Here is a 20,057-nt window from a genome sequence, read left to right as displayed (position 1 = left end):
AATCGATGGTCTCAATCTCTATCGGTTTGCCAGGAACAACCCGAGCACCCTGAGTGATCCTGACGGGATGCAGCCGGAGGTCACGTTGCTGTATGGGTTCAGCGATGCTCGCAGTGCATATCTGCTCAATGAGGAGAATGAAAGGCCCGAGCGCAGGATGATAACGATTAATGAGCTTAATGCTGCCCTGGGTATAGATTTCTCATCGGTGGGTGGAGATTTTGGGCTTATCACCAAGCTCAAGGAAGGTATGGAAGTGGATGAGAGTAAAGTGACCAGGCTCATGGAAAACTCGCTTCCTAAATTCAACAGCACTCGCGATGAGGCACGCACAATGCTGGAAAGTTGGACGCATTATCTTGCTGACCATTCCAGCGCGTTCGACTTGAAAACAAAAATCAATTCGAACACCACCACCGCCAAGGTGGATGAGTTCTGGAAGAAGAACCTCAGGTGCTACGTGCCCGCCGACATCACCGATCGTTCAACGAAACTGTTGATAAGAAGTCCCTATGCTTTTATGCAATCCGGCGAGATATACATCTATAAGAAAGATATGCGTAAGGCAGCGGTCACTTGGCTGTTCCGGCGTATATCCAAGCTAGGGCTTGATTGGGTCATCAGCGGGTCAGCACCTTTACCAATCGTTGTGGAGTTTCTGAATGTCGGATTCAGAACAACAGCGTATTCTGATGTGGAATGGGGAGACCTGACGATGGAAGAGGTATTGGTTCAGCCCCACAAAGAGGCCGACTCTTGCGGTTTTCAACCAATCACATTCTCCGAAAGACGTCATCTTGAGCGCAACCGTTCCTCATTGTCGACACGCGTCCGATTCATCGGCAAGGCTCAGATGATGGGGGGATAGCACCCGAAAACAGGACGCACACGACGAAAAAAGCCCCGACTCTTGCGAGGCGGGGCTTTTGCTTGCAGCGCTGCGGTGTCAGACCAATGGGTCGCCGACGTGCAGGATCTTCATGCCATTGGTGCCACCAATGGTGTGGTAGCTGTCGCCCTTGGTGAGGATGACCCAGTCACCTTGCTCGACCAGCCCACGTTTGAGCAGCTCGTCGACCGCGGCCTGGCTGACCTGACCTGGCGGCAGGGCTGCCGGGTCGAACGGTACGGTGTAGACGCCACGGAACATCGCTGCACGCGCCTGAGTACCACGGTGCGGGGAGAACGCGTAGATCGGCACCGAGGAGCGAATGCGCGACATGATCAACGGGGTGTAGCCGCTTTCAGTCAGTGCGATGATCGCTTTCACGCCAGGGAAGTGGTTGGCGGTGTACATGGCGGCCAGCGCGATGCTTTCGTCACAGCGAGTGAACGAGTGGCCGATGCGGTGGCTGGAGGTCTTGCCGGTCGGGTGCTTTTCAGCGCCAACGCAGATACGCGCCATGGCCTGAACGGCTTCGATCGGGTAGGAACCGGCGGCGCTTTCAGCCGACAGCATGACGGCGTCGGTGTAGTCGAGCACGGCGTTGGCCACGTCGGATACTTCAGCGCGGGTCGGCATTGGGCTGGAGATCATCGACTCCATCATTTGCGTGGCAACGATCACCGCCTTGTTGTGGCGACGTGCGTGCAAAATGATGCGTTTTTGTACGCCAACCAGTTCAGCGTCACCAATTTCTACGCCCAGGTCGCCTCGGGCAACCATGACTGCGTCACTGGCGCGAATCAGTGCGTCGAGGACTTCGTCGTTGGCGACGGCTTCAGCGCGCTCGATCTTGGCAACCAGCCAGGCTGTGCCGCCGGATTCGTCACGCAGCTTGCGGGCGTATTCCATGTCAGCGGCGTCGCGCGGAAAGGAAACGGCCAGGTAGTCCAGGTCCATCTCGGCAGCGAGCTTGATGTCCTGCTTGTCTTTTTCGGTCAGCGCAGGTGCTGTGAGGCCACCGCCGCGACGGTTGATGCCTTTGTGGTCCGACAGCGGGCCACCGATCAGTACCGTACAGTGCAGCTCGTCAGCGGTTTGGGTATCAACGCGCATGACCACGCGACCGTCGTCGAGCAGCAGCTCGTCGCCTACGCCGCAGTCCTTGACCAGATCCGGGTAGTCGATGCCCACGATCTGCTGGTTACCGCTGGTCAGCGGGTGTGCCGTTGAGAAGGTGAACTTGTCACCGACTTTCAGCTCGATCCGCTTGTCGGTGAACTTTGCGATACGGATTTTCGGACCTTGCAGGTCGCCCAGCAGAGCGACGAAACGCCCGTGCTTGGCGGCGATCTCACGGATCAGCACGGCGCGCGCCTTGTGCTCATCCGGGGTGCCGTGGGAGAAGTTCAGGCGAGCAACATCCAGACCCGAGAGGATCAGTTGTTCGATGACTTCCGGCGAGTTGCTGGCAGGGCCAAGTGTGGCGACGATTTTGGTGCGGCGAACGGTCATGCACAAACTCCTTAATTGAAGCGCAGCGAGAGGCTACTCCTGTCTGTGCCTTTAGTCATTGTTCCTTTGCACTACCTTGCTGCCATCGGGCAGGGCAATCGGCTGACGACTGGCGCTCGATTTGCCTGAAGAAATCGGCGTTCGAGCCGATAGAGGGCAGAGAACAGGAGAGTCCCATGCGTATTGTAACGATTGTTGTATTACTGGCTGCGGTCAGCGGTTGCACCCGTTGGGCAATGAACTCCAATCTGGATCATGCCTACCGTGCCTATCAGGAAGGCGACTGCGACCGGGTCATGCTCGACCTGTCAAAGGTCGAGCGTCAGAGTCGTGCACGGCGCTACGTGCAGCCGGAAGTTTCGATGCTGCGAGGTCAGTGCCTTGAGCGGCAGAAACTGTACGTCGATGCGGCGCAAACCTATCAGTTTCTGTTGGCGCAATACCCTGGCAGCGAGTACGCATACCGTGCACGCGCGCGTCTCGATACGCTGGCGCAGTTGGGCCATTATCCGCCCGCGCAGCCAGCGAGGCCCATCCCTGCTTCAAAATAATTACACTCGAATGAGTGAAAATTATCGTATATGAGTGGATCTTGGAAAGATTTGCGCTAGGCTGACTGTCAAGGGAATGAAAGGGCCACGGCTCTTCGTCAAGGGAGTTTCCTGCAGCAACGCATTAAACGACTGCGGCGAATTCGAGGTTTTTATGTGGCCATGCAAGTGGCCTCTGAAGGCGGCCTGCCATGTATACAGATAGAAGAATCGAGCGACACCAGTTGCGGGATTACCTTCAGGTTTTCAACCAGCACAACGACAAGCTTCTGGGCTGTCTGGGCAACATTTCCGAGGAAGGACTGATGTTGATCAGCAGCCTGCCATTGTTGGTAGGTGCCAGATTCGATTTGTGCCTCAAGGCACCTCGTGGAGAGGGGCATAGGACCATTGATGTGCATGCGACATGCCTGTGGTGCCACGAAGATGAGACACCCGGTTGCTATGATGCTGGTTTTGAGTTGACCGAGGTGTCCGCTGAGTACTTTGAATTGATCGAGTCGTTGCGCCGATACTTTTGCTTCTACCCCTCAATGGAAGCCTCAGCCTGAGGTAGCAAAGACGCAGCCTGTCACAGCGTCCCTGCTTTTTTCCAGCTCATATAGCGATTTACCAGTTGCGCGCCCAGCTCTCCAGGGCGCGCGTCCAGCACGTTGACGCCATGGGCAATCAGCCGCTCATGCAGTGAGTGACGTGCATTTACAAAATTGACTGACCCGCAGTAAACCAGCGCTTGTTCATACGTTTCGACGGGTGAATGGCGAAGCCTGTCCAGTACTTCCTCCCTGAGGCTGGCAACCAGTACGCGGTGCTGGCGCCCCAGTTGTTTGACGGACATCATCAGTTCTTCATCGTCTTCATCCCGTACATTGGTCACCAGTACGATCAATGCACGCTTTTTCTGCCGCGTCAGTAACTGACGTACCGCGGCGCCATAGTCGGCGGGGCGCTGGGTCGTTTGCAGGTCGAAGACGGTGTTGAGCATCCGGTTCAACTGGCTCGGCCCCTTGACCGGCGACAGGTAGCGATTCTGTTCACCTGCGAAAGTCGTCAGCCCCACGGCATCCCCCTGTCGAAGTGCGACGTAACTCAGCAGCAGGCACGCATTGAGTGCATGATCGAAATGCGAGAAGTCGCCATCCTGACTGCGCATCCTCCTTCCGCAATCAAGCATGAAGATGATTTGCTGATCACGTTCGTCCTGATATTCGCGGGCAATGGGTGCGCGTTGCCGGGCGGTGGCTTTCCAGTCGATCTGGCGCAGGCTGTCGCCTTCACGAAACTCACGCAGTTGATTGAATTCCAGTCCCAGGCCCCGACGCTGCAACTGACGCACGCCCAGCTGGCTCAGCCAGTTTTCCACCGCCAGAAGCTGTCCACCGTAAACGCGGGTAAAATCGGGGTAGACGCGGGTCGTATCGGGCAACGGCAAGTATCGTCTGGTCGACCATAAACGCAGCGGGCTATGCAGCTCTATCTCGCACTGTTCAAACGTAAAATTGCCACGGCTCAGCGGGCGTAGTCGATAACCGATTTGAGCAGTGCCCTTTGCGGGCAGCATGATTGATTGCGGCAGCTGTCCGGATTCGAGGCCGTGCGGCAGGTGATCAAATACGCGGGCTCGGGTGGCCGCTGTTCCGTCGTATTGCAGGTCCAGTTGTATGGCATGCCAGCGGTCAAGTGTCATGCTGCCCGGCAAATGGCGTTGCAGCCGGGGTGAGGGCAGGAGGCCCGCGCGCCAGCCGTCCAGAATGCTTACCCCGGCAAGCGTCAGCAATCCGGCCCAATAGAAAGCGTTCAGGTGCGCGGAATACTCAATGCCCAGTGCATTGAGCGTACCCGACAGTATGGCTACGCCAGCAAATCCGCCAACCCAACGCAGCAGCAATGTCGAAGGCTTCATGACCTGCTTCATAGGCGAGGGGCCGGCACCTGATCGAGTAACTGGCTGAGTACCTGGTCCACCGAAAGGCCTTCGATATCCAGCTCCGGGGATAACCTCACTCGATGTCGCAATACGGCCAGCGCGCAGCCCTTGACATCATCCGGGATGACGAACTCGCCGCCCCGCAGTAATGCGCGAGCCCGACCGCCGCGGATCAGGGCAATGGACGCGCGAGGGCCTGCGCCCAATGTCAGGCCGGGCCAACTGCGAGTACTGCGCGCCAGACGAACTGCATAGTTCAGCACTTGCTCATCGACAGGCAACTCGCTGGCAATGCGTTGCAGGGCCTGCACTTCGCGCGCTTGCATGATCACCCTGAGCGGCCGCACGTCGAGCATGTCGGCGCGCGTCGAACGGGTGACCTGGCGAACCATGCTCAGTTCATCATCGAGCAATGGATAGTCCATGCGCAGCTTGAGCATGAAACGGTCCAGTTCTGCTTCAGGCAGTGGATAGGTGCCTTCCTGCTCAATCGGGTTCTGGGTGGCCAGCACCATGAACGGCTGGGCAATGGGCAATGCTCGACCTTCCAGCGTGACTTGCCGTTCCTGCATGGCCTCGAGGAGCGCTGCCTGAGTTTTGGCCGGAGCCCGGTTGATTTCATCCGCCAGCAACAGGTTGGTGAAAATCGGCCCTTTGCGCAGCTTGAACTGTTCAGTCTGCAGGTCGTAGACGGCGTGACCGGTGACGTCGCTAGGCATCAGATCAGGCGTGAATTGTATGCGGGCGAATTCGCAACCCAGGCAACTGGCGAGGGCGCGCACCAACAGGGTTTTGCCCAGCCCTGGCACCCCTTCTAGCAGAACGTGACCGCCACCTATCAGCGCGGTCAGCACATCGTCGACGACGGCACTCTGGCCGATCAAAGCCTTTTGCAGTTCGGCACGCAGCGCCTGAGCCAATTGGCTGGCGCGTTGTCGCTGCTGTGCCTGAGTGCTCGCAGTGGTTTCCGGCGTTGTCGCCGCCGCTGGCTGGGCAGGCGGTTCGATACTGCCTGAGGGGTCGGGCGATTGATCGCTCATAACGCATTCCTGAGAGTTTGCAGGTGGGCCACCTGACGGGTGAATTCGCTGTGTGAGAGGCGCTGCTGCGGTCTTGGGCGCAGTGCGTCGCTGATGGCGCTGGTGGGTTGTCGCGTCAGGCGTGACAGGACTTGCCATTGATCGGCGACGCTCAACAGCTCAAAGCCGGGATGGAGCAGTCGCGCGCGCCGCAGGACGTCCTGTTGCAGGCTCTTGAGCGGCGTCTGCTGGCCACCGTGCCTGCGTAGAAACTCGGCGCTGGCGCTCAAATGCTCGGTCAACTGACGCCTGGCGCGAGTGGCGGGTAATTGCACAGCGCCTTCGCGGACCCCCAGATGCCAAAGGCCCAGGCCAAGCAGCAGGCCCAATGCGGCCAGTGCCAATGAAAAGTGGTGCAGCAGCAGGCTCAGCAGGTTGTCGTGCCCGGTTTGCAGTACCAGCGTCACGTCGCTGTCCTGAGTCAGGTACCACAGCAGCCAGGCATTGTCGTATTGGTCGATGGCGCTGGTTTTCCACAGGTCGGCGTCGGTCAGTACAGTGATCAGTCCAGCGCCCTCGCTGATCTGCAGCATGTGGGTCGCGTTGGCGCTATTGGCCCAGGCATGCGCGAGGTCTTCAGGGTCTTCCAGGTGAAAGGCAGGATCGAAACTCATGTAGGCCGGCGCCTCTTCATTTTCGAGATACAGACGAGTCAGTTCCGGCCATTTGACCTTCCGGGTCGCGGGTTGCGGCATCATCAACGGTATTGGCAGCGCTGGGCGGGCATCGCTTTGCTGCGGGTCCAGGGTGTCGAGGTCTTTGCTCAGGTACTGACGAACCTTGATCATGTCGAGCAACAGATCGTCGCTGCGACCTTTCTGGTCATCCCACAGCTGTTCGGCCACGAACAGCAGGTGACCGCCCGAACGTGCCCAGTCCAGCAAGCGCTCCGCCTGTATGGGCGTCATGTTGCTGCGGTCATCGAGCAGCAGCAGTGTTTGCGATCGAAGGTGCAAGTCCGGGAGGTTGGCCAGGGTGTCGGTGATCTGTACCGGAGTCGCACGGTGACGCAGAAAATGGGTGGCTGCCAGATAAGGGTTCGCCTTGGCTTCTGGAGAGGGGCCGTGATCAACGGTTTCCTCATAGCGTTCCAGATGACTGCCGACATAAAGGCCGATGAGCATCAGCGGTAGCAAAATGGACAGCCCGATCAGAAACCGTTTGCGCAGGCTCATGGCTGCACGCGCGCGTTGAAGAGGTCACGCCAGCCGCTGCAGAGTTCCTGCTGCACATGAGTGGGAGGCAGTCGATGGCCGTAGGCAAGATTCTGCCAGTGGGTCATCAGGCTGTGGCTGAATGCGCTCAACTGCGGTTTGTTGAGTTGGTCGATACGCGCCAGCACCTGTCCTTCGGTGTCGGCATTTTTCAGCGGCAGTCGATAGTCCGTCAGCAGTCTGCTGAGCAGGGCGCGGTACAAAAGGCTCAGCGCCTCACGCGGTGCTTGTGACCAGAGAGCTTCGGCACTGGCCGCGACGTCATTCGGAAGGCTGTCTTCACTGACCTGCAGGCCGAAGAGTTGCTGTGGTGTTTCGCGTTTATGCACGGGTTTGCGGGCGTCACGGCTGACAAACGTTTTCAACCACAGACGGTAACGCCAGATCAACAGGCCCACCAGCAGCAGGACGGCTGTCCAGATCAGCAACTCGAACAGGCTGGCCAGCGCGCCTGCGAACTTCATCAGGCCGTTGAGCCAACTGATCAGGCCGCTTTCGCTGCCTTTTTTGGCGGTCTTCTCGAGCCCTTTTTCAGACTCCGGGAATCGCCAGCCGGAAACGATCGTAGGGTTTTTGAACGGTGGCTGCTGTAACAGCGTGGTGATTTCGCTTCTGGCCGCTTCGCTGGTCAACGCCTGGTGGGTAAGGCGCGGGGTGTCGGGTGGCGGCAGTGTTTCGGTGGTTTCGGGCTCTGCCATGTCGGGGCGCGGGCAACTGTAGCTTTGCGTTTCGGCCCATGCTGGCCCTGGCGCAGTCGAGAACGTCAGGCCCATGGCCGTGATTATCAGCAGGGCATAAGCGCTGCCCGACAAACGTTGACGCAGCCGCCTGAACGTCAGTTCGATGTCCCAGGCTTCAAGCACGGTTCGCCGGTTGAGGTAGAGGGTAAAGCCGCAGGCAACGTAGACAGGGCCCCAGATGATCAGTGCCAGCGCGTAAAACAGGTTGGTCAGGTGTTCAAGCCAGTTCAAGTCGGCGTGGGTGTCGAGCAGGCTCATCCACTGCCAATCGACTTCGACCTGTTGCGGTATGAAGGCATAGAACAGGATGATCAGGCCGATCCATAACGAGCACTCCAGATGAGCTCCTGCGATGGTGAGCAACCGTGCGGCCCAGCTGTCTTTCAAATCGAGCAGGTTGATACGCAGCGCACGCTCTGTGCCGGAGAGGTTTTCCAGTTGCTGAACCGGCAGGTGAAAGCTGCGACTCAGGCTCAGGCGCCGCCAGAGCAGGCTGGGTAGTAACTGATTCCTGAGAGTTGCTGGCCAGGCCTTCAGCGCTTGCTTCAAAGTCGGTGCTGAGCCGAACAATGCCTGGGAAAGAATCAGTAGAGGCAGGCGTTCATAAGCTGGCTTGAGCCACCAGAACAGAAAGATCGCCAGAGAAGGATAATCCCAGAGCACCACAGAGAGCAGCGTGAACAGGGGCAGCGTGACGATGGCCCAGCTGGTCATCAATAAAAACCGGTGTTCACGCGCCAGCAGAATGCCCAGATCAATAGCTTCCCAGGCTGGACGTGGGCGGATTGCAACGCTCGATTCAGTCAGGCGCATGCGGAGTCCGCCCGGCCAGTGTCAGGTACAAGGCCACCAGCAGCCAGAGGGTTGCGCCCACCAGATACTTGATCAGCGGCGAGGGCCAGGTCATCGATGACCAGTAAGCTTCAATGAATGCCGCAATCAGCAGCAACAGCATCACTCCGCCGATCAGTCGCACGCTGCTTTGTGCCGCTATTCGTAACGCCTCGCTGCGTGTCAGGTGTCGGGGCGCCAGCAGCGCCCAGCCCAGCTTCAAGCCAGCAGCGCCGGCGAGCGCGATGGCAGTCAATTCGAATGCACCGTGGCCGATGACAAACGACCAGAACGTCTGTCCGGAGCCGATGTCGGTCAGATGGCCAGCAACGGCGCCGATCATCAGGCCGTTGAACAACAGAAAGAACAAGCTCCCCACGCCAAACAGCAACCCGCTGGCATAGGTCTGAAAGGCGATGCCGATATTATTCATTATGTAGTAACCGAACATCATCCAGTCATCGTCGGATGCACGCTCCAGCGCCTGACCAATGCGGCTCGCCGCCGGGTCGTACTGGGTCTGGATATCGCTGAGCTGTGCCGGGCTGACGATGCTGTAGATCAAGTCGGGGAAACCGTAAACAAGGAGCCCCATGCCTGCCAGGCTGCCAAAAAACAATAGACTGGCGACCAGTACGAAACGCCACTCGGCACGCACTTGTCGAGGAAAGCCAGCAAGGATAAAGCTCAAGAAGCGTGCACCAATGGCGCTGCGATGGCGATAAAGCTGCTGATGGCCGCGCATCGCGAGTTGGTGCAGCTCATCAATGAGGTGGCTGCTGTAGCCTCGCTCCTGAGCCAGCGCCAGTTGATGGCAAAGACGGCGATAGTCGCCTGGGAAGTTGTCTTGGGTAGCGGGGTCGTTCTTGCCACGCTCCAGGGCATCCAGACATTCACGCAAGCGCTGCCACTGCGACTGATGCCGGTTTTCAAACTGGCTCTGCTTCATGACTGACCCAGCAGGCTGCGGGCCATGCCGTTGACGTGTGCGATCGCCGTGTTGACAGGTATGCGCAGGGGCTCGGCGAGGATCACGGCCAACTCCTGGGTACGTGCTTCTGACAGTTCAACCTGACGTTCGGCAAGGCTCAGCAGCGCACGTTGTTCTTCGATCAGCAGCGCGACCGGTATCAGTACAGGTGCCGCCGTTGGCAGGTTCGGGCGCTGAACGGGAAGGTCGGTATGGATCACCAGTGTACCGGCGGCCAGGTCTCCCAGACGTTTGAATGCTGGATGGTTCAGGCAAGTGACGGCTCCGACGCCGTAGCCCAGCGGCAACATGTCGATGAAGCGCAGCAGATTGCGAATCAGTGAGGAAGCCCAGCCGATCGGCGTGCCGTCATCATGAACGACACGCAAGCCCATGGCGCGTTTGCCCGGCGTGCGTCCCTGGTTCAGTACCTCGAACAACACCATGTACCACCAGTTCACCACGAACATCGTGATAGCGCCCAGTCCGATACCGAATGAGCCAAACAGCTGGAACAGCAGCAACAGCGCCCCGATCACCGCGATGCGGATGCCCAGGTCAATACCGAAAGCCAGGGCACGACAAACCAGACCGGCAGGGCGAAGGATCATATCGATGCCTTCCGGGGTTTCGATAGCAATGCGGGTATCCAGCGTCGATGGCTGCGCTGCGTTCCCTGGCGAGGGGGGAGGGGATAGCATTATCGGAGGGCGATACCTGAAGACGAAAGCTGATGCTAGCTACCGCGGCCGTGCTAAGCAACCGACCATTGAAAGCAGCGCCTGTAAGAAAACGTTTCACAGAGCAGCGGACATCGCCCGATTAGCTAATTACGGGTTGCAAGCCCTACACTTCCAGGGTCTTTTGTTCAGGATCAGCCCGTGACCTCCAGCATCTTCTGGTACGACTACGAAACCACCGGTATCAACCCGCGCAATGATCGCGCCTTGCAGATGGCGGGCATTCGTACCGATGCCGACCTCAACGAAATTGCGCCTCCCGTCAATCTCTACTGCCAACCCAGTGATGACATCCTGCCTCATCCTGCCGCATGTGTGATCACCGGGATAACGCCTGCGCGATTGGCCGAAAAGGGCCTGTGTGAAGCGGATTTCATGACGCGTGTGCACGCTGAACTCTCTGCGCCAGGGACTTGCGGCGCAGGCTACAACACGCTGCGCTTCGATGACGAGGTGACTCGTTACAGCTTGTATCGCAACTTTTTCGATCCGTATGCCCGGGAGTGGCAGGGCGGTAACAGCCGCTGGGATTTGATTGATATCGTGCGTGCCGCTTATGCCCTGCGCCCTGACGGCATCGTCTGGCCGCAGGAAAATGGAAAGGTCACGCTCAAGCTGGAGCGTCTGACAGCCGCCAATGGTATTGATCACGGTCAGGCTCACGACGCGTTGTCTGACGTGCGTGCAACGATTGCGCTCGCGCGCTTGATCCGGGAAAAACAACCGCGTCTTTTCGCTTGGCTTTTTGCACTGCGCAGTAAACAAAAGGTTCAGGAACAGATTCAGCTGATGCAGCCACTGGTGCATATTTCGGGGCGCTTCTCCGCTGCCCGTAATTATCTTGGCGTGGTGTTGCCCCTGGCGTGGCACCCGAATAACCGTAATGCGCTGATCGTGTGCGACTTACATCAGGACCCGTCGCCCTTATTGGAGCAGGATGCTGAAACACTAAAGCACCGTTTATATACCCGTCACGAGGCGCTGGGCGAAGGCGAGCTGCCGGTGCCGCTCAAACTATTGCATATAAATCGATGCCCTGTGATTGCACCCTTGAGCGTGTTGCGCGAGCAGGATCAAGAGCGCTTGCAGCTGGACATGGCCTGCTATCAGTCACGGGCGGTGCAATTGAGCGAAAGCCAGAAAGTTTGGGAGGACAAAGTCCGCGCCCTTTACGGCAAGGAGGATTTCATTGCAAGTGAAGACCCCGAGCAGCAATTGTATGATGGCTTTATTGGTGATCGGGACCGTCGCCTGTGTGAGCAAGTACGCAATGCAGAGCCCGAACAACTGGCACGTGACGCCTGGCCTTTTGACGACGCGCGATTGCCTGAGTTGTTATTTCGCTATCGGGCCAGAAACTTCCCCGAGACCTTGAATGAAGAAGAGCAACAGCGCTGGCGTCATTTCTGTCAGACACGGCTGTGTCAGCCGGAACGGGGTGCGCCCAACACGCTGCAAGACTACGCGAGCGCACAGGCTGAGTTGTCGCTTAGTGCCACGCCAGAGCAGCTGGCGGTGTTGCGGCAGTGGCAGGATCATGTTGATCAACTGCGCGCACGGCTGTCGATCTGAGGCGTTGCTGAACAAATCCTGAACAATAAAAAACGCCAGCAAGCTGGCGTTTTCACGTCGGGTTAAATGACGCGGTGAAGCTTAGCCCAGCAGAGTGGCCCAGCTTTCAACCTCGTCACCGCCCCACTTGAGTTTCCACTCTTTCAGCGTCTTGTGGTTGCCACCTTTGGTTTCGATGACTTCGCCGTTATGCGGGTTCTTGTATTGCTTGACCTTGCGAGCGCGCTTGGTGCCGGTGGTTTTCACAGCGCCGCCACGCGGAGCCTTATTAACCTTGGAGTCCGGGTCCAGCAGAGCAATGATGTCACGCAGCGATTTTTGATATTCGCCCATCAGCGTGCGCAGTTTGCCTTCGAATTCCAGCTCGGTTTGCAATTTGTCGTCTTGCGACAGATTCTTCAAACGGGCTTGCAGTTCTTTGATTGCTTCTTCTGTAGCACGGTATTCGTTGATCAGGGACATGAGGGTGACCTTATGTTGTGAAGGGTGGCAGGGAGACAGTGACGCAATAATAGTCAGAGGGCTTGATCAAGTAAACATTAAATAAAAGTTTTATTTGAATTATTTAGAAATATACGACTGTCCTACAGAATCCCAAACTAGAAGGCGGTGACGTTCATTACTAACGCGCGCCGCTATAAAGCGCCGTTTAACTACGGCGCTTGTTTAGCAATTCGGCATGATAGCGCGGTAATGGCGCGGTGCAGACTTTCAGGTCTGTTTCGCCTCGCGCCCCGTCTGAATTCAGGCCACACAGATACTGCAGTTTTGGCGCACAGTCGCTAGAATGGCGCCTTTGCGAAGTTCTGGAGTTTCCCTAATGCGCACTTTTCGTCTGGTCATTGCCTGCCCGGACCGTGTCGGCATCGTTGCCAAAGTCAGTAACTTTCTGGCCACTCATAACGGCTGGATCACCGAAGCGAGCCATCATTCGGATAACCTCAGCGGCTGGTTTTTCATGCGCCACGAGATTCGTGCTGATACGCTGCCGTTTGATCTCGAGGGTTTCCGTGAGGCCTTCACGCCTATCGCCGAAGAGTTTTCGATGGACTGGCGCATCACGGATTCGGGCCAGAAAAAGCGTGTGGTGCTCATGGCCAGCCGTGAATCTCACTGTCTGGCGGACTTGCTGCATCGTTGGCACAGTGATGAGCTTGATTGCGACATCGCGTGCGTGATTTCAAACCACCAGGACCTGCGCAGCATGGTCGAGTGGCATGATATTCCGTACTACCATGTGCCGGTTGATCCGACGGACAAAGAACCTGCTTTTGCCGAGGTATCACGTCTGGTCGGCCATCATCAGGCCGATGTCGTGGTCCTGGCGCGTTACATGCAAATTCTGCCGCCACAGCTGTGCCGTGAGTACGCTCATCAGGTAATCAACATCCATCACAGCTTCCTGCCGTCTTTCGTAGGAGCCAAGCCTTACCACCAGGCGTCGCTGCGTGGCGTGAAGCTGATTGGTGCAACCTGCCATTACGTGACTGAAGAGTTGGACGCCGGGCCGATCATCGAGCAGGACGTGGTACGCGTCAGTCACCGGGACAGCATTGAAAACATGGTGCGCTTTGGCCGTGACGTCGAGAAAATGGTCCTCGCGCGTGGCTTGCGCGCGCACCTCGAAGACCGCGTACTTGTGCATGACAACAAGACCGTCGTATTTGACTGATCGGTTGCGGCAGGGGCGCTCTGCTGGCGCTCCTGTCATCTTCCATTGGCTGCACGACCTTTCAGGCGGACAATTCAATGACCGACCCTCTCGATAAAGCGACTTCAAGCGCGCCTGGCACTCTGGGAGAGGGCTGCCTCAGCCGTTACGACCCCGACGAGCTCACTCCAGAAAACGGTACTGACTTCGAGGGCGCAGGCGAGCTGTGGCGCCAGCTTCATCCGCGTGCCGACGAGCAGGCCACTGAAGACGACGCTGACACCTGAGCATTGAGCCAGGCGATTTTGGTCATAGGCTGGCGGCCATCTTCCAACAAGCGTTTCAGCACGTCGAGCCAGTAGCGACGTGAGCTCTCGTGCAGCATGTCCACCGGGTGCAGGCCCAGACGTATGACTGGCGCTTTACGCAGGCGGATTTCAGTCCATTCGCTGTAGATTCTTGAAGCGACGCGTCGCCACGCGGTTCCGGCACTCCAGACCAGTCCCGGTGCCTGGATCTCTTTGAAGTCCGGCAGCCAGAACAGGTGCCGTGCGTCACTCGTATAGTTCAACGGCAACTGACGCAGCGCTGCTTTTGTGCCCTGGCTCATCAGCCAGGCGGGCGCCACGAAGCCGTAAAGTGGCCAGTCGTTGCGCTTGAAGACTTCGATTCCGGCCTCCAGGCGTGTCAGCGCCTGCTGCTGATCCAGACTGTAGAATTCGCCTTCCCATGTGTAGATACGCCGCATGAACCAGTCATGCAACGTGCGAGGGGTTGGCCCGTCGTCGCAATGGTAGTAACCGTGTAACGCCAACTCGTCCCCGCGCACCAGACGGTCATGCAGCCGCTGCTGAAACCATCTGGCCTCACTCAAGGGGTTGCGTCGGTGGAAGTCGGGGACCACCAGCCAGGTGATGTTTACACCTGTCAGCTCATCGACAGCTGTTACAAAAGGCGCGTATACTCCCAACTGCACGGTGCGACGTCGTGCAATACCAGCAACACGCTTTTCTCAGCCATGCGCCAGCCTCGTTTGGCGAATGCCAAGTACGGCTTGGTACTGTTCGATCAAGCCTGCTACCACCACGTCCCAGCTGTAATGATTTTCTACGTGCCGCCTGGCTAGCCGGCCTTTCTCGCGCACATCGTGGCTAAACAGTTCGATAACGACGGCGGCCATGCACGCGGGACTGTTTGCTTCGCACAGCACAGCACACCGCAGTGGGCAGGCACGATCTCAGTGAATGCCCCGGCAGCCACTGCTACCACCGGGATACCACTGGCCATGGCCTCCAGTATCACCAGACCGAACGTCTCCTGATCACCTGCGTGTATGAGTGCGTCAGCGCTGGCCAGCAGGCGCGCCAGTTGAGTTGCTTTGCAGAAACGGTTGATGACCGTGACGTTGTCAGGGGCTTGCGCAGGCATGTGCGAGCCGACCAGCAACAGGTGATAGCGCGTCCCGAGGTTTTTCATGCAGTCGAGCAGTACCGGCAGGTTTTTCTCTTTCGAACCGCGCCCGGCGAAGATCAGCAGTCGGGTGTCGTCAGTCAGGCCCATCTCCTTCTTGAGGTGAGCGTCTCTGTAGCGGGGATTGAACGCCTCCAGGTCCACGCCCAATGGCTGGACATACACATTCTCGACGCCCAGACCGATCAGTTTGTCCGCCATGATCTGGCTGGGTGCCAATACCCGGTCGAAGTTGCCGTAAAGTTTGCTGATGTAAGCTTCGACGTTGGTGCTCATCCAGTGGCCCATACGATTACGCACCAGCAGCGGAAGGTCGGAGTGGTAAAAGCCGATCACCGGTATACCCAGTTGGCGACGTGCGTCGAGTGCCGCCCACGCTGTCAGGTAGGGGTCGCCCGCTTCGATAAGGTCGGGTTGCAGCGTTCGTAGCGCCGTGCGCCAGGGCGCCACCCGCACGGGGAAACGGTAGCCATTGCCAAACGGTACGGCGGGTGACGGCATTTTGTAGATCCCGTCGAGATGTGTGGCGTGTGCGCCGGGGATCAACAGGCTGTGGCGAACGTCTGGCTGACGTGCCAGCCGTTGGTGTTTGGCATCGAGGTAGGTGCGCACGCCACCGCTGGCTGGCGCATAGAACATCGTCATGTCCGCAATGTGCACGGCAACACTCCTCGGAACGGGGCTCGTCCTGTTCTTGACCCTTCTTCAGAATAGTTGTTGAAGCGTCTGTCCGCTGTCTGACGCAGGGTGGTGCGACAGGCTGGACAGGTCGATACTGCAATCACTGCGCGACCGGTCTGCGCGTCTCACGTTTGAAGAGGGTTATCCATGCACGATTCTCAGGAAATGATTTTAGGTGCCGACCCTGCGGGGCTACCTATTTCCCAGGATTTGCGACTGGCCAACCGCCACGGTTTGATCGCGGGCGCCACCGGCACCGGCAAGACGGTGACCCTGCAGCGTCTGGCGGAGGCATTCAGTGATGCAGGTGTCGCGGTTTTTGCAGCAGATATCAAAGGTGACCTTTGTGGTCTGGGGGCGGCAGGTAACCCGCAAGGCAAGATCGCTGAACGAATTGCCGGCATGCCCTGGCTTGACTATGGGCCTCGGGAGTATCCGGTGACCTTGTGGGATATCGAAGGCAAGTCCGGTCATCCGCTGCGTACCACCTTGAGTGAAATGGGCCCCTTGTTGCTGGGTAACTTGCTGGAGCTGACCGACAGCCAGCAAGCTGCGCTGTACGCGGCGTTCAAGGTGGCTGATCGTGAAGGGCTGTTGCTGCTCGATATCAAGGACCTCAAGGCTCTGCTCAATCACTTGCGTGAGCACCCTCAGTTGCTGGGCGAAGACAGCGCATTGATGACAACAGGCTCAAGCCAGGCATTGCAGCGTCGTCTTGCCGTGCTTGAGCAGCAGGGGGCCGAAGCGCTGTTCGGTGAGCCTGCGCTGCAACTCGAAGATATCCTGCAGCCTGCCGGTGATGGACGAGGGCGTATCCATCTGCTGGACGCCAGCAAATTGGTGCACGAAGCACCGAAGGTGTATGCGACGTTTCTGTTGTGGCTGCTGGCCGAGCTGTTCGAGCAATTGCCCGAGCGCGGCGATGCTGACAAACCGCTGCTGGCGCTGTTTTTTGACGAGGCGCATTTGCTGTTTGCCGACACGCCCAAGGCCTTGCAGGAGCGGCTCGAACAGGTGGTGCGTCTGATCCGTTCCAAGGGCGTGGGGGTCTATTTTGTGACGCAGTCTCCTGGCGACTTGCCCGATGATGTGCTCGCTCAGCTCGGTTTGCGCATCCAGCACGGCCTGCGTGCTTTCACTGCCAAGGAGCAGAAATCGCTGCGTGCCGTAGCTGATGGCTTTCGACCAAACCCTGCGTTCGATGCGCTCGGTGTGCTGACCGAGCTGGGTATTGGCGAGGCGCTGGTGGGCACCTTGCAGGACAAGGGCACGCCCGCCATGGTGCAGCGCGTACTGATCGCGCCGCCGCAATCACGTATCGGGCCGCTGACCGAAGCCGAACGCGCCGTCCTGATCGCCCAGTCGCCGCTTGGCAGGCGCTATGAGAAGCCCATTGATCGTGAGTCAGCCTACGAGATGCTGGCAGCCCGCAAGGTGGCTGAACCGCAGCCGGCGGAAAAGACGGACATGCCTGCTGACAAGCAAGATGAGAGTTTCAGCGACAAGGCGGGCGCGTTTCTGGGCGGTCTGGCGGGGCAGGCGATGAAGAACGCTATGCGTCAGGCGGCCAGTCAACTGGGGCGGGAGCTGGTGCGGGGTTTGATGGGGTCGTTGCTGGGGACGAAGAAGCGCAAGTGATCGGGTCAGACGGTGCGAAGGTCGCACCGTCTGACATGCTTCAGATCAGGACAGCGCCTTGGATGCCAGCCAGAACAGAGCGGCAGACAGGGCAACGGTCGCAGGCAGGGTCAACACCCAGGCCAGCAGAATGGTGCGAACGGTCCCGCTTTGCAGGCCGCTCTTGTTGGCGACCATGGTGCCAGCAACGCCCGACGACAGAATATGCGTGGTGGAAACAGGCAGGCTGAACACGTTGGCCAGACCAATGGCACAGGCCGTAGTGATTTGCGCCGACATGCCTTGAGCGTAGGTCATGCCCTGTTTGCCGATTTTCTCGCCAATGGTCAGAACCACGCGCTTCCAGCCGACCATGGTGCCGATGCCCAGCGCCAGCGCAACCGCCAGAATTACCCAGAACGGCGCATATTCAGTCGTACCGGTCAGGTCCTTGCGCAGCTTCTCAAGGTCGGACTTTTCACGCGCAGCCAGGTTCGGCAGCTTGCCGACCTTGCGTGCGGTGTCATCCAGGCAGAGCAGGTAGCGACGCACTTCGATACGGGTTTCAGATGTCAGCGAGTGGTAGTCGGAAACACCTTTCAACCGGTCGAGCAGAGCGTCGATGGTTGGTTCAGTCTGCTCCGGGTTGCACGCCGAGCTGGACGGCAGATCGCCTTTTTCTGCCTTGCCCATCGCCAGGTACTCGCCCAGCGTGCTGCTGTTGCGCTGGTAGAACTGGCTGAGGTGCAGGGTGGCGTCGCGGGTACGTTCAATCTGGTACGTGGTGCTGTTGAGGTCCAGTACAAATTGGCTTGGCACGATGCCTATCAACACCAGCATGATCAGGCCGATACCTTTCTGGCCATCGTTTGAACCGTGCACAAAGCTGACTGCCATCGCGGAGATGACCAGCACCAGACGATTCCAGAACGGCGGATGCTTTTTGTCATCGAGTTTGCGGCGTTGCTCAGGTGTCTTGTGCATCTTCGACAGCGGACGCCACCATTTGAGCCCGATGAGCACAAGCCCCGCCACCACAAAGCCCGCCAGCGGCGAGAACACCAGCGATGCACCGATATCAATGGCTTTCTGCCAATTGACGCCGTCTGCCAGCGGGATGTCGTTGATCAGGGCGTTGGCCAGGCCAACCCCCAGGATCGAACCGATCAGGGTGTGGGAGCTGGACGCCGGAATACCGAAATACCAGGTGCCCAGATTCCAGGTGATGGCCGCTGCCAGCAGCGAGAACACCATGGCCAGCCCGTGACCTGTATTCACGTTGATCAGCAGTTCTACCGGCAACAGGTGGACGATGGCGTATGCAACGCCGACGCCGCCCAGCAGAACGCCGAGAAAGTTGAACACGCCGGAAAAGAATACGGCCAGGTGAGGCGGCATGGCTTTGGTGTAAATGACAGTCGCCACCGCGTTGGCAGTGTCATGAAAGCCATTGATGAACTCGAAGGTGAGGACGAAGGCCAGGGCGAGCAACAGGCTCACAAGCACCCAAGCATCTAGCCCGCTGAATAATTCGATCATGTAGATTTTCTGACCCGGTCTGAAGGGGGCGCGATTATGACAGAAAAAATACCGAACGATGCGACGGCCTCGGACCTGTGTCGCCTGAAACCAAAAAAAAGACGCATGAACGCCGCGTCTCTGATGAAAGGACGAGTAGCTTCATATCGATTCTGGTTGGCGAGACACACCCTGAGGGGGGCTGGAACCGTTCAAACCCTGATGGTTACGGCTCTTCTTTCAAGTCCTGTTCCATTTTCTGCAATTCCTGTTTGAAAGCCTGATCCAGGATGCTTGCTCTCTTGCGCCAAGGCTTTCGCTCCGGTTCCGGTTGTGCGGCGTAAGTGGTTATTTCCCCGCCGTAGACATCCTTGAAACGTTGCTCCTGGCGCTCAAGTTCCGCGCGCAGTTCATCTTTAGTCACTGTATTACCTTATCAAGTCGATTGAAGTCTGGTGATCACGCGAGGTACTGCAACGCTGTTCACTTCCGTGGGGTGCAGGACAGCGCAATGCGTGAAGCATGCAATCCAGGCAGTCCGGAAGATGTTTGAACAGCGTGTCGCCGCTCGCGGCTACGGGCACCAGTAAACAACTGTCGTAGCGACATTCGATTATGGGTACAAGCAAAACGGTCTGCATTGACATTCGCGGGCAGCGGGTGCGTCGAACACAGTGTGTTCATGCGTCGATTAAAAATGCTACCGCGAATCGTGAGCAGTGCGCTGACAATAAAGCACTGTCCAGTCAATGGACGGACACTATCTCCAAGAAGTTCAATGCCGTCAACTACGGCGACTGCATTTGAAACGAGCCGGCAGGTGTAAGAATATTCCGAATTACCGGTCGGCCACATATATGACGAAACTTTCATCCGCGAGTGTCTGAAAACCCAGGCAAGCAATTGATACTCATGCCGGATCCTGACAATTTCACAAAAAAGAAGCAGGTCGGGCGAAGGAGGGAGTGACGTGTTGCGCAGATGGCCTGTTTATCAAGCTCGAATATGATACGGGCTGTAATAAAAACGGCCTCGCTTCGTGGGCAAGGCCGCTGCCTTTGGACTTCTCAGTGGGTACCTGACCAGTAATTTCCAAGA

Annotated in this window: 17 protein-coding genes and 2 pseudogenes; 7 read left to right on the top strand and 12 right to left on the bottom strand. The window is 58.0% G+C overall.

Annotated features, from left to right (window positions below):
• The coding region (locus tag KDX37_RS16665) for an RHS repeat-associated core domain-containing protein (RefSeq protein ID WP_231653778.1) at positions 1 to 868 on the top strand (868 nt) is incomplete at its 5' end.
• Positions 869 to 946: 78 nt separating this feature from the next.
• On the opposite strand, the gene pyk is transcribed toward KDX37_RS16665, so the two are convergent.
• Positions 947 to 2,398 carry a pyruvate kinase gene (gene pyk / locus KDX37_RS16660; protein ID WP_231653777.1) on the bottom strand — a complete coding sequence of 484 codons (1,452 nt, stop codon included), beginning with the start codon at positions 2,396 to 2,398 and terminating at the stop codon, positions 947 to 949.
• Positions 2,399 to 2,574: 176 nt separating this feature from the next.
• Here pyk and KDX37_RS16655 point away from each other — a divergent pair, with 176 nt between their 5' ends.
• Both KDX37_RS16655 and KDX37_RS16650 read left to right on the top strand, forming a co-directional pair.
• Entirely contained in the window at positions 2,575 to 2,949 is a 375-nt protein-coding gene (locus KDX37_RS16655) for a tetratricopeptide repeat protein (RefSeq protein WP_231653773.1), read from the top strand.
• Between the two features lie 191 nt (positions 2,950 to 3,140).
• Positions 3,141 to 3,500, top strand: coding sequence for a PilZ domain-containing protein (locus KDX37_RS16650; RefSeq protein ID WP_231653772.1), 360 nt, complete (start codon positions 3,141 to 3,143; stop codon positions 3,498 to 3,500).
• Between the two features lie 20 nt (positions 3,501 to 3,520).
• On the opposite strand, the gene KDX37_RS16645 is transcribed toward KDX37_RS16650, so the two are convergent.
• From KDX37_RS16645 to KDX37_RS16620, 6 genes are read right to left on the bottom strand one after another with little or no spacing between them, the layout of a single operon-like run.
• Positions 3,521 to 4,864, bottom strand: a complete 1,344-nt coding sequence (locus KDX37_RS16645) for a DUF58 domain-containing protein (RefSeq protein WP_231653771.1) — start codon at positions 4,862 to 4,864, stop codon at positions 3,521 to 3,523.
• Complete coding sequence (locus KDX37_RS16640) at positions 4,861 to 5,916, bottom strand: AAA family ATPase (RefSeq protein WP_231653770.1); 1,056 nt, start codon at positions 5,914 to 5,916, stop codon at positions 4,861 to 4,863. Before KDX37_RS16640 ends, KDX37_RS16645 begins: the two co-directional genes overlap by 4 nt.
• Complete coding sequence (locus tag KDX37_RS16635) at positions 5,913 to 7,130, bottom strand: DUF4350 domain-containing protein (RefSeq protein ID WP_231653769.1); 1,218 nt, start codon at positions 7,128 to 7,130, stop codon at positions 5,913 to 5,915. Before KDX37_RS16635 ends, KDX37_RS16640 begins: the two co-directional genes overlap by 4 nt.
• Positions 7,127 to 8,722 (bottom strand): DUF4129 domain-containing protein, encoded by a 1,596-nt coding sequence (locus KDX37_RS16630; RefSeq protein WP_231653768.1) that lies wholly within the window; start codon positions 8,720 to 8,722, stop codon positions 7,127 to 7,129. Before KDX37_RS16630 ends, KDX37_RS16635 begins: the two co-directional genes overlap by 4 nt.
• Entirely contained in the window at positions 8,709 to 9,689 is a 981-nt protein-coding gene (locus KDX37_RS16625; RefSeq protein ID WP_231653767.1) for a stage II sporulation protein M, read from the bottom strand. The genes KDX37_RS16630 and KDX37_RS16625 overlap by 14 nt, the downstream gene beginning before the upstream one ends.
• On the bottom strand, positions 9,686 to 10,411 hold the full coding sequence (locus KDX37_RS16620; protein WP_231653766.1) for an RDD family protein: 726 nt from the start codon (positions 10,409 to 10,411) through the stop codon (positions 9,686 to 9,688). Before KDX37_RS16620 ends, KDX37_RS16625 begins: the two co-directional genes overlap by 4 nt.
• 180 nt (positions 10,412 to 10,591) lie before the next feature.
• Between KDX37_RS16620 and sbcB the strand changes: the two genes are divergently transcribed.
• Positions 10,592 to 12,022 carry an exodeoxyribonuclease I gene (gene sbcB, locus KDX37_RS16615; RefSeq protein ID WP_231653765.1) on the top strand — a complete coding sequence of 477 codons (1,431 nt, stop codon included), beginning with the start codon at positions 10,592 to 10,594 and terminating at the stop codon, positions 12,020 to 12,022.
• 81 nt (positions 12,023 to 12,103) lie between these two features.
• Here the strand turns inward: sbcB and mvaT are convergent, their stop codons facing one another.
• Positions 12,104 to 12,484, bottom strand: a complete 381-nt coding sequence (gene mvaT, locus KDX37_RS16610; protein WP_231653764.1) for a histone-like nucleoid-structuring protein MvaT — start codon at positions 12,482 to 12,484, stop codon at positions 12,104 to 12,106.
• 358 nt (positions 12,485 to 12,842) lie between these two features.
• Between mvaT and purU the strand changes: the two genes are divergently transcribed.
• On the top strand, positions 12,843 to 13,694 hold the full coding sequence (gene purU / locus KDX37_RS16605) for a formyltetrahydrofolate deformylase (RefSeq protein WP_231653763.1): 852 nt from the start codon (positions 12,843 to 12,845) through the stop codon (positions 13,692 to 13,694).
• Between the two features lie 77 nt (positions 13,695 to 13,771).
• Positions 13,772 to 13,960 carry a hypothetical protein gene (locus KDX37_RS16600; RefSeq protein WP_231653762.1) on the top strand — a complete coding sequence of 63 codons (189 nt, stop codon included), beginning with the start codon at positions 13,772 to 13,774 and terminating at the stop codon, positions 13,958 to 13,960.
• Here KDX37_RS16600 and KDX37_RS16595 read toward each other — a convergent pair.
• A pseudogene (locus KDX37_RS16595) lies at positions 13,912 to 14,693 on the bottom strand (DUF2334 domain-containing protein). The gene KDX37_RS16600 and the pseudogene KDX37_RS16595 sit on opposite strands and share 49 nt — an antisense overlap.
• Positions 14,686 to 15,803 (bottom strand): annotated as a pseudogene (locus KDX37_RS16590) (glycosyltransferase family 4 protein). Before KDX37_RS16590 ends, KDX37_RS16595 begins: the two co-directional pseudogenes overlap by 8 nt.
• A gap of 168 nt (positions 15,804 to 15,971) precedes the next feature.
• On the opposite strand from KDX37_RS16590, the gene KDX37_RS16585 reads away from it, so the two are divergent.
• Positions 15,972 to 17,462, top strand: coding sequence for a helicase HerA-like domain-containing protein (locus KDX37_RS16585; protein WP_231653761.1), 1,491 nt, complete (start codon positions 15,972 to 15,974; stop codon positions 17,460 to 17,462).
• A gap of 45 nt (positions 17,463 to 17,507) precedes the next feature.
• On the opposite strand, the gene KDX37_RS16580 is transcribed toward KDX37_RS16585, so the two are convergent.
• Together KDX37_RS16580 and KDX37_RS16575 are read right to left on the bottom strand one after the other, a co-directional pair.
• Positions 17,508 to 18,980: an inorganic phosphate transporter gene (locus tag KDX37_RS16580; RefSeq protein WP_231653760.1), complete on the bottom strand. Its 1,473-nt coding sequence runs from the start codon at positions 18,978 to 18,980 to the stop codon at positions 17,508 to 17,510.
• 205 nt (positions 18,981 to 19,185) lie between these two features.
• A complete protein-coding gene (locus KDX37_RS16575; RefSeq protein ID WP_231653759.1) occupies positions 19,186 to 19,383 on the bottom strand; it encodes a hypothetical protein in 198 nt (65 codons plus the stop codon).
• Positions 19,384 to 20,057: the final 674 nt, after the last annotated feature.

It is taken from the genome of Pseudomonas californiensis (assembly GCF_021147775.1).
Taxonomy (GTDB): Bacteria; Pseudomonadota; Gammaproteobacteria; order Pseudomonadales; family Pseudomonadaceae; genus Aquipseudomonas; species Aquipseudomonas californiensis.
The sequence above is the reverse complement of the archived record's forward strand: the minus strand, read 5'-3'. Positions and strand labels throughout refer to the sequence as shown.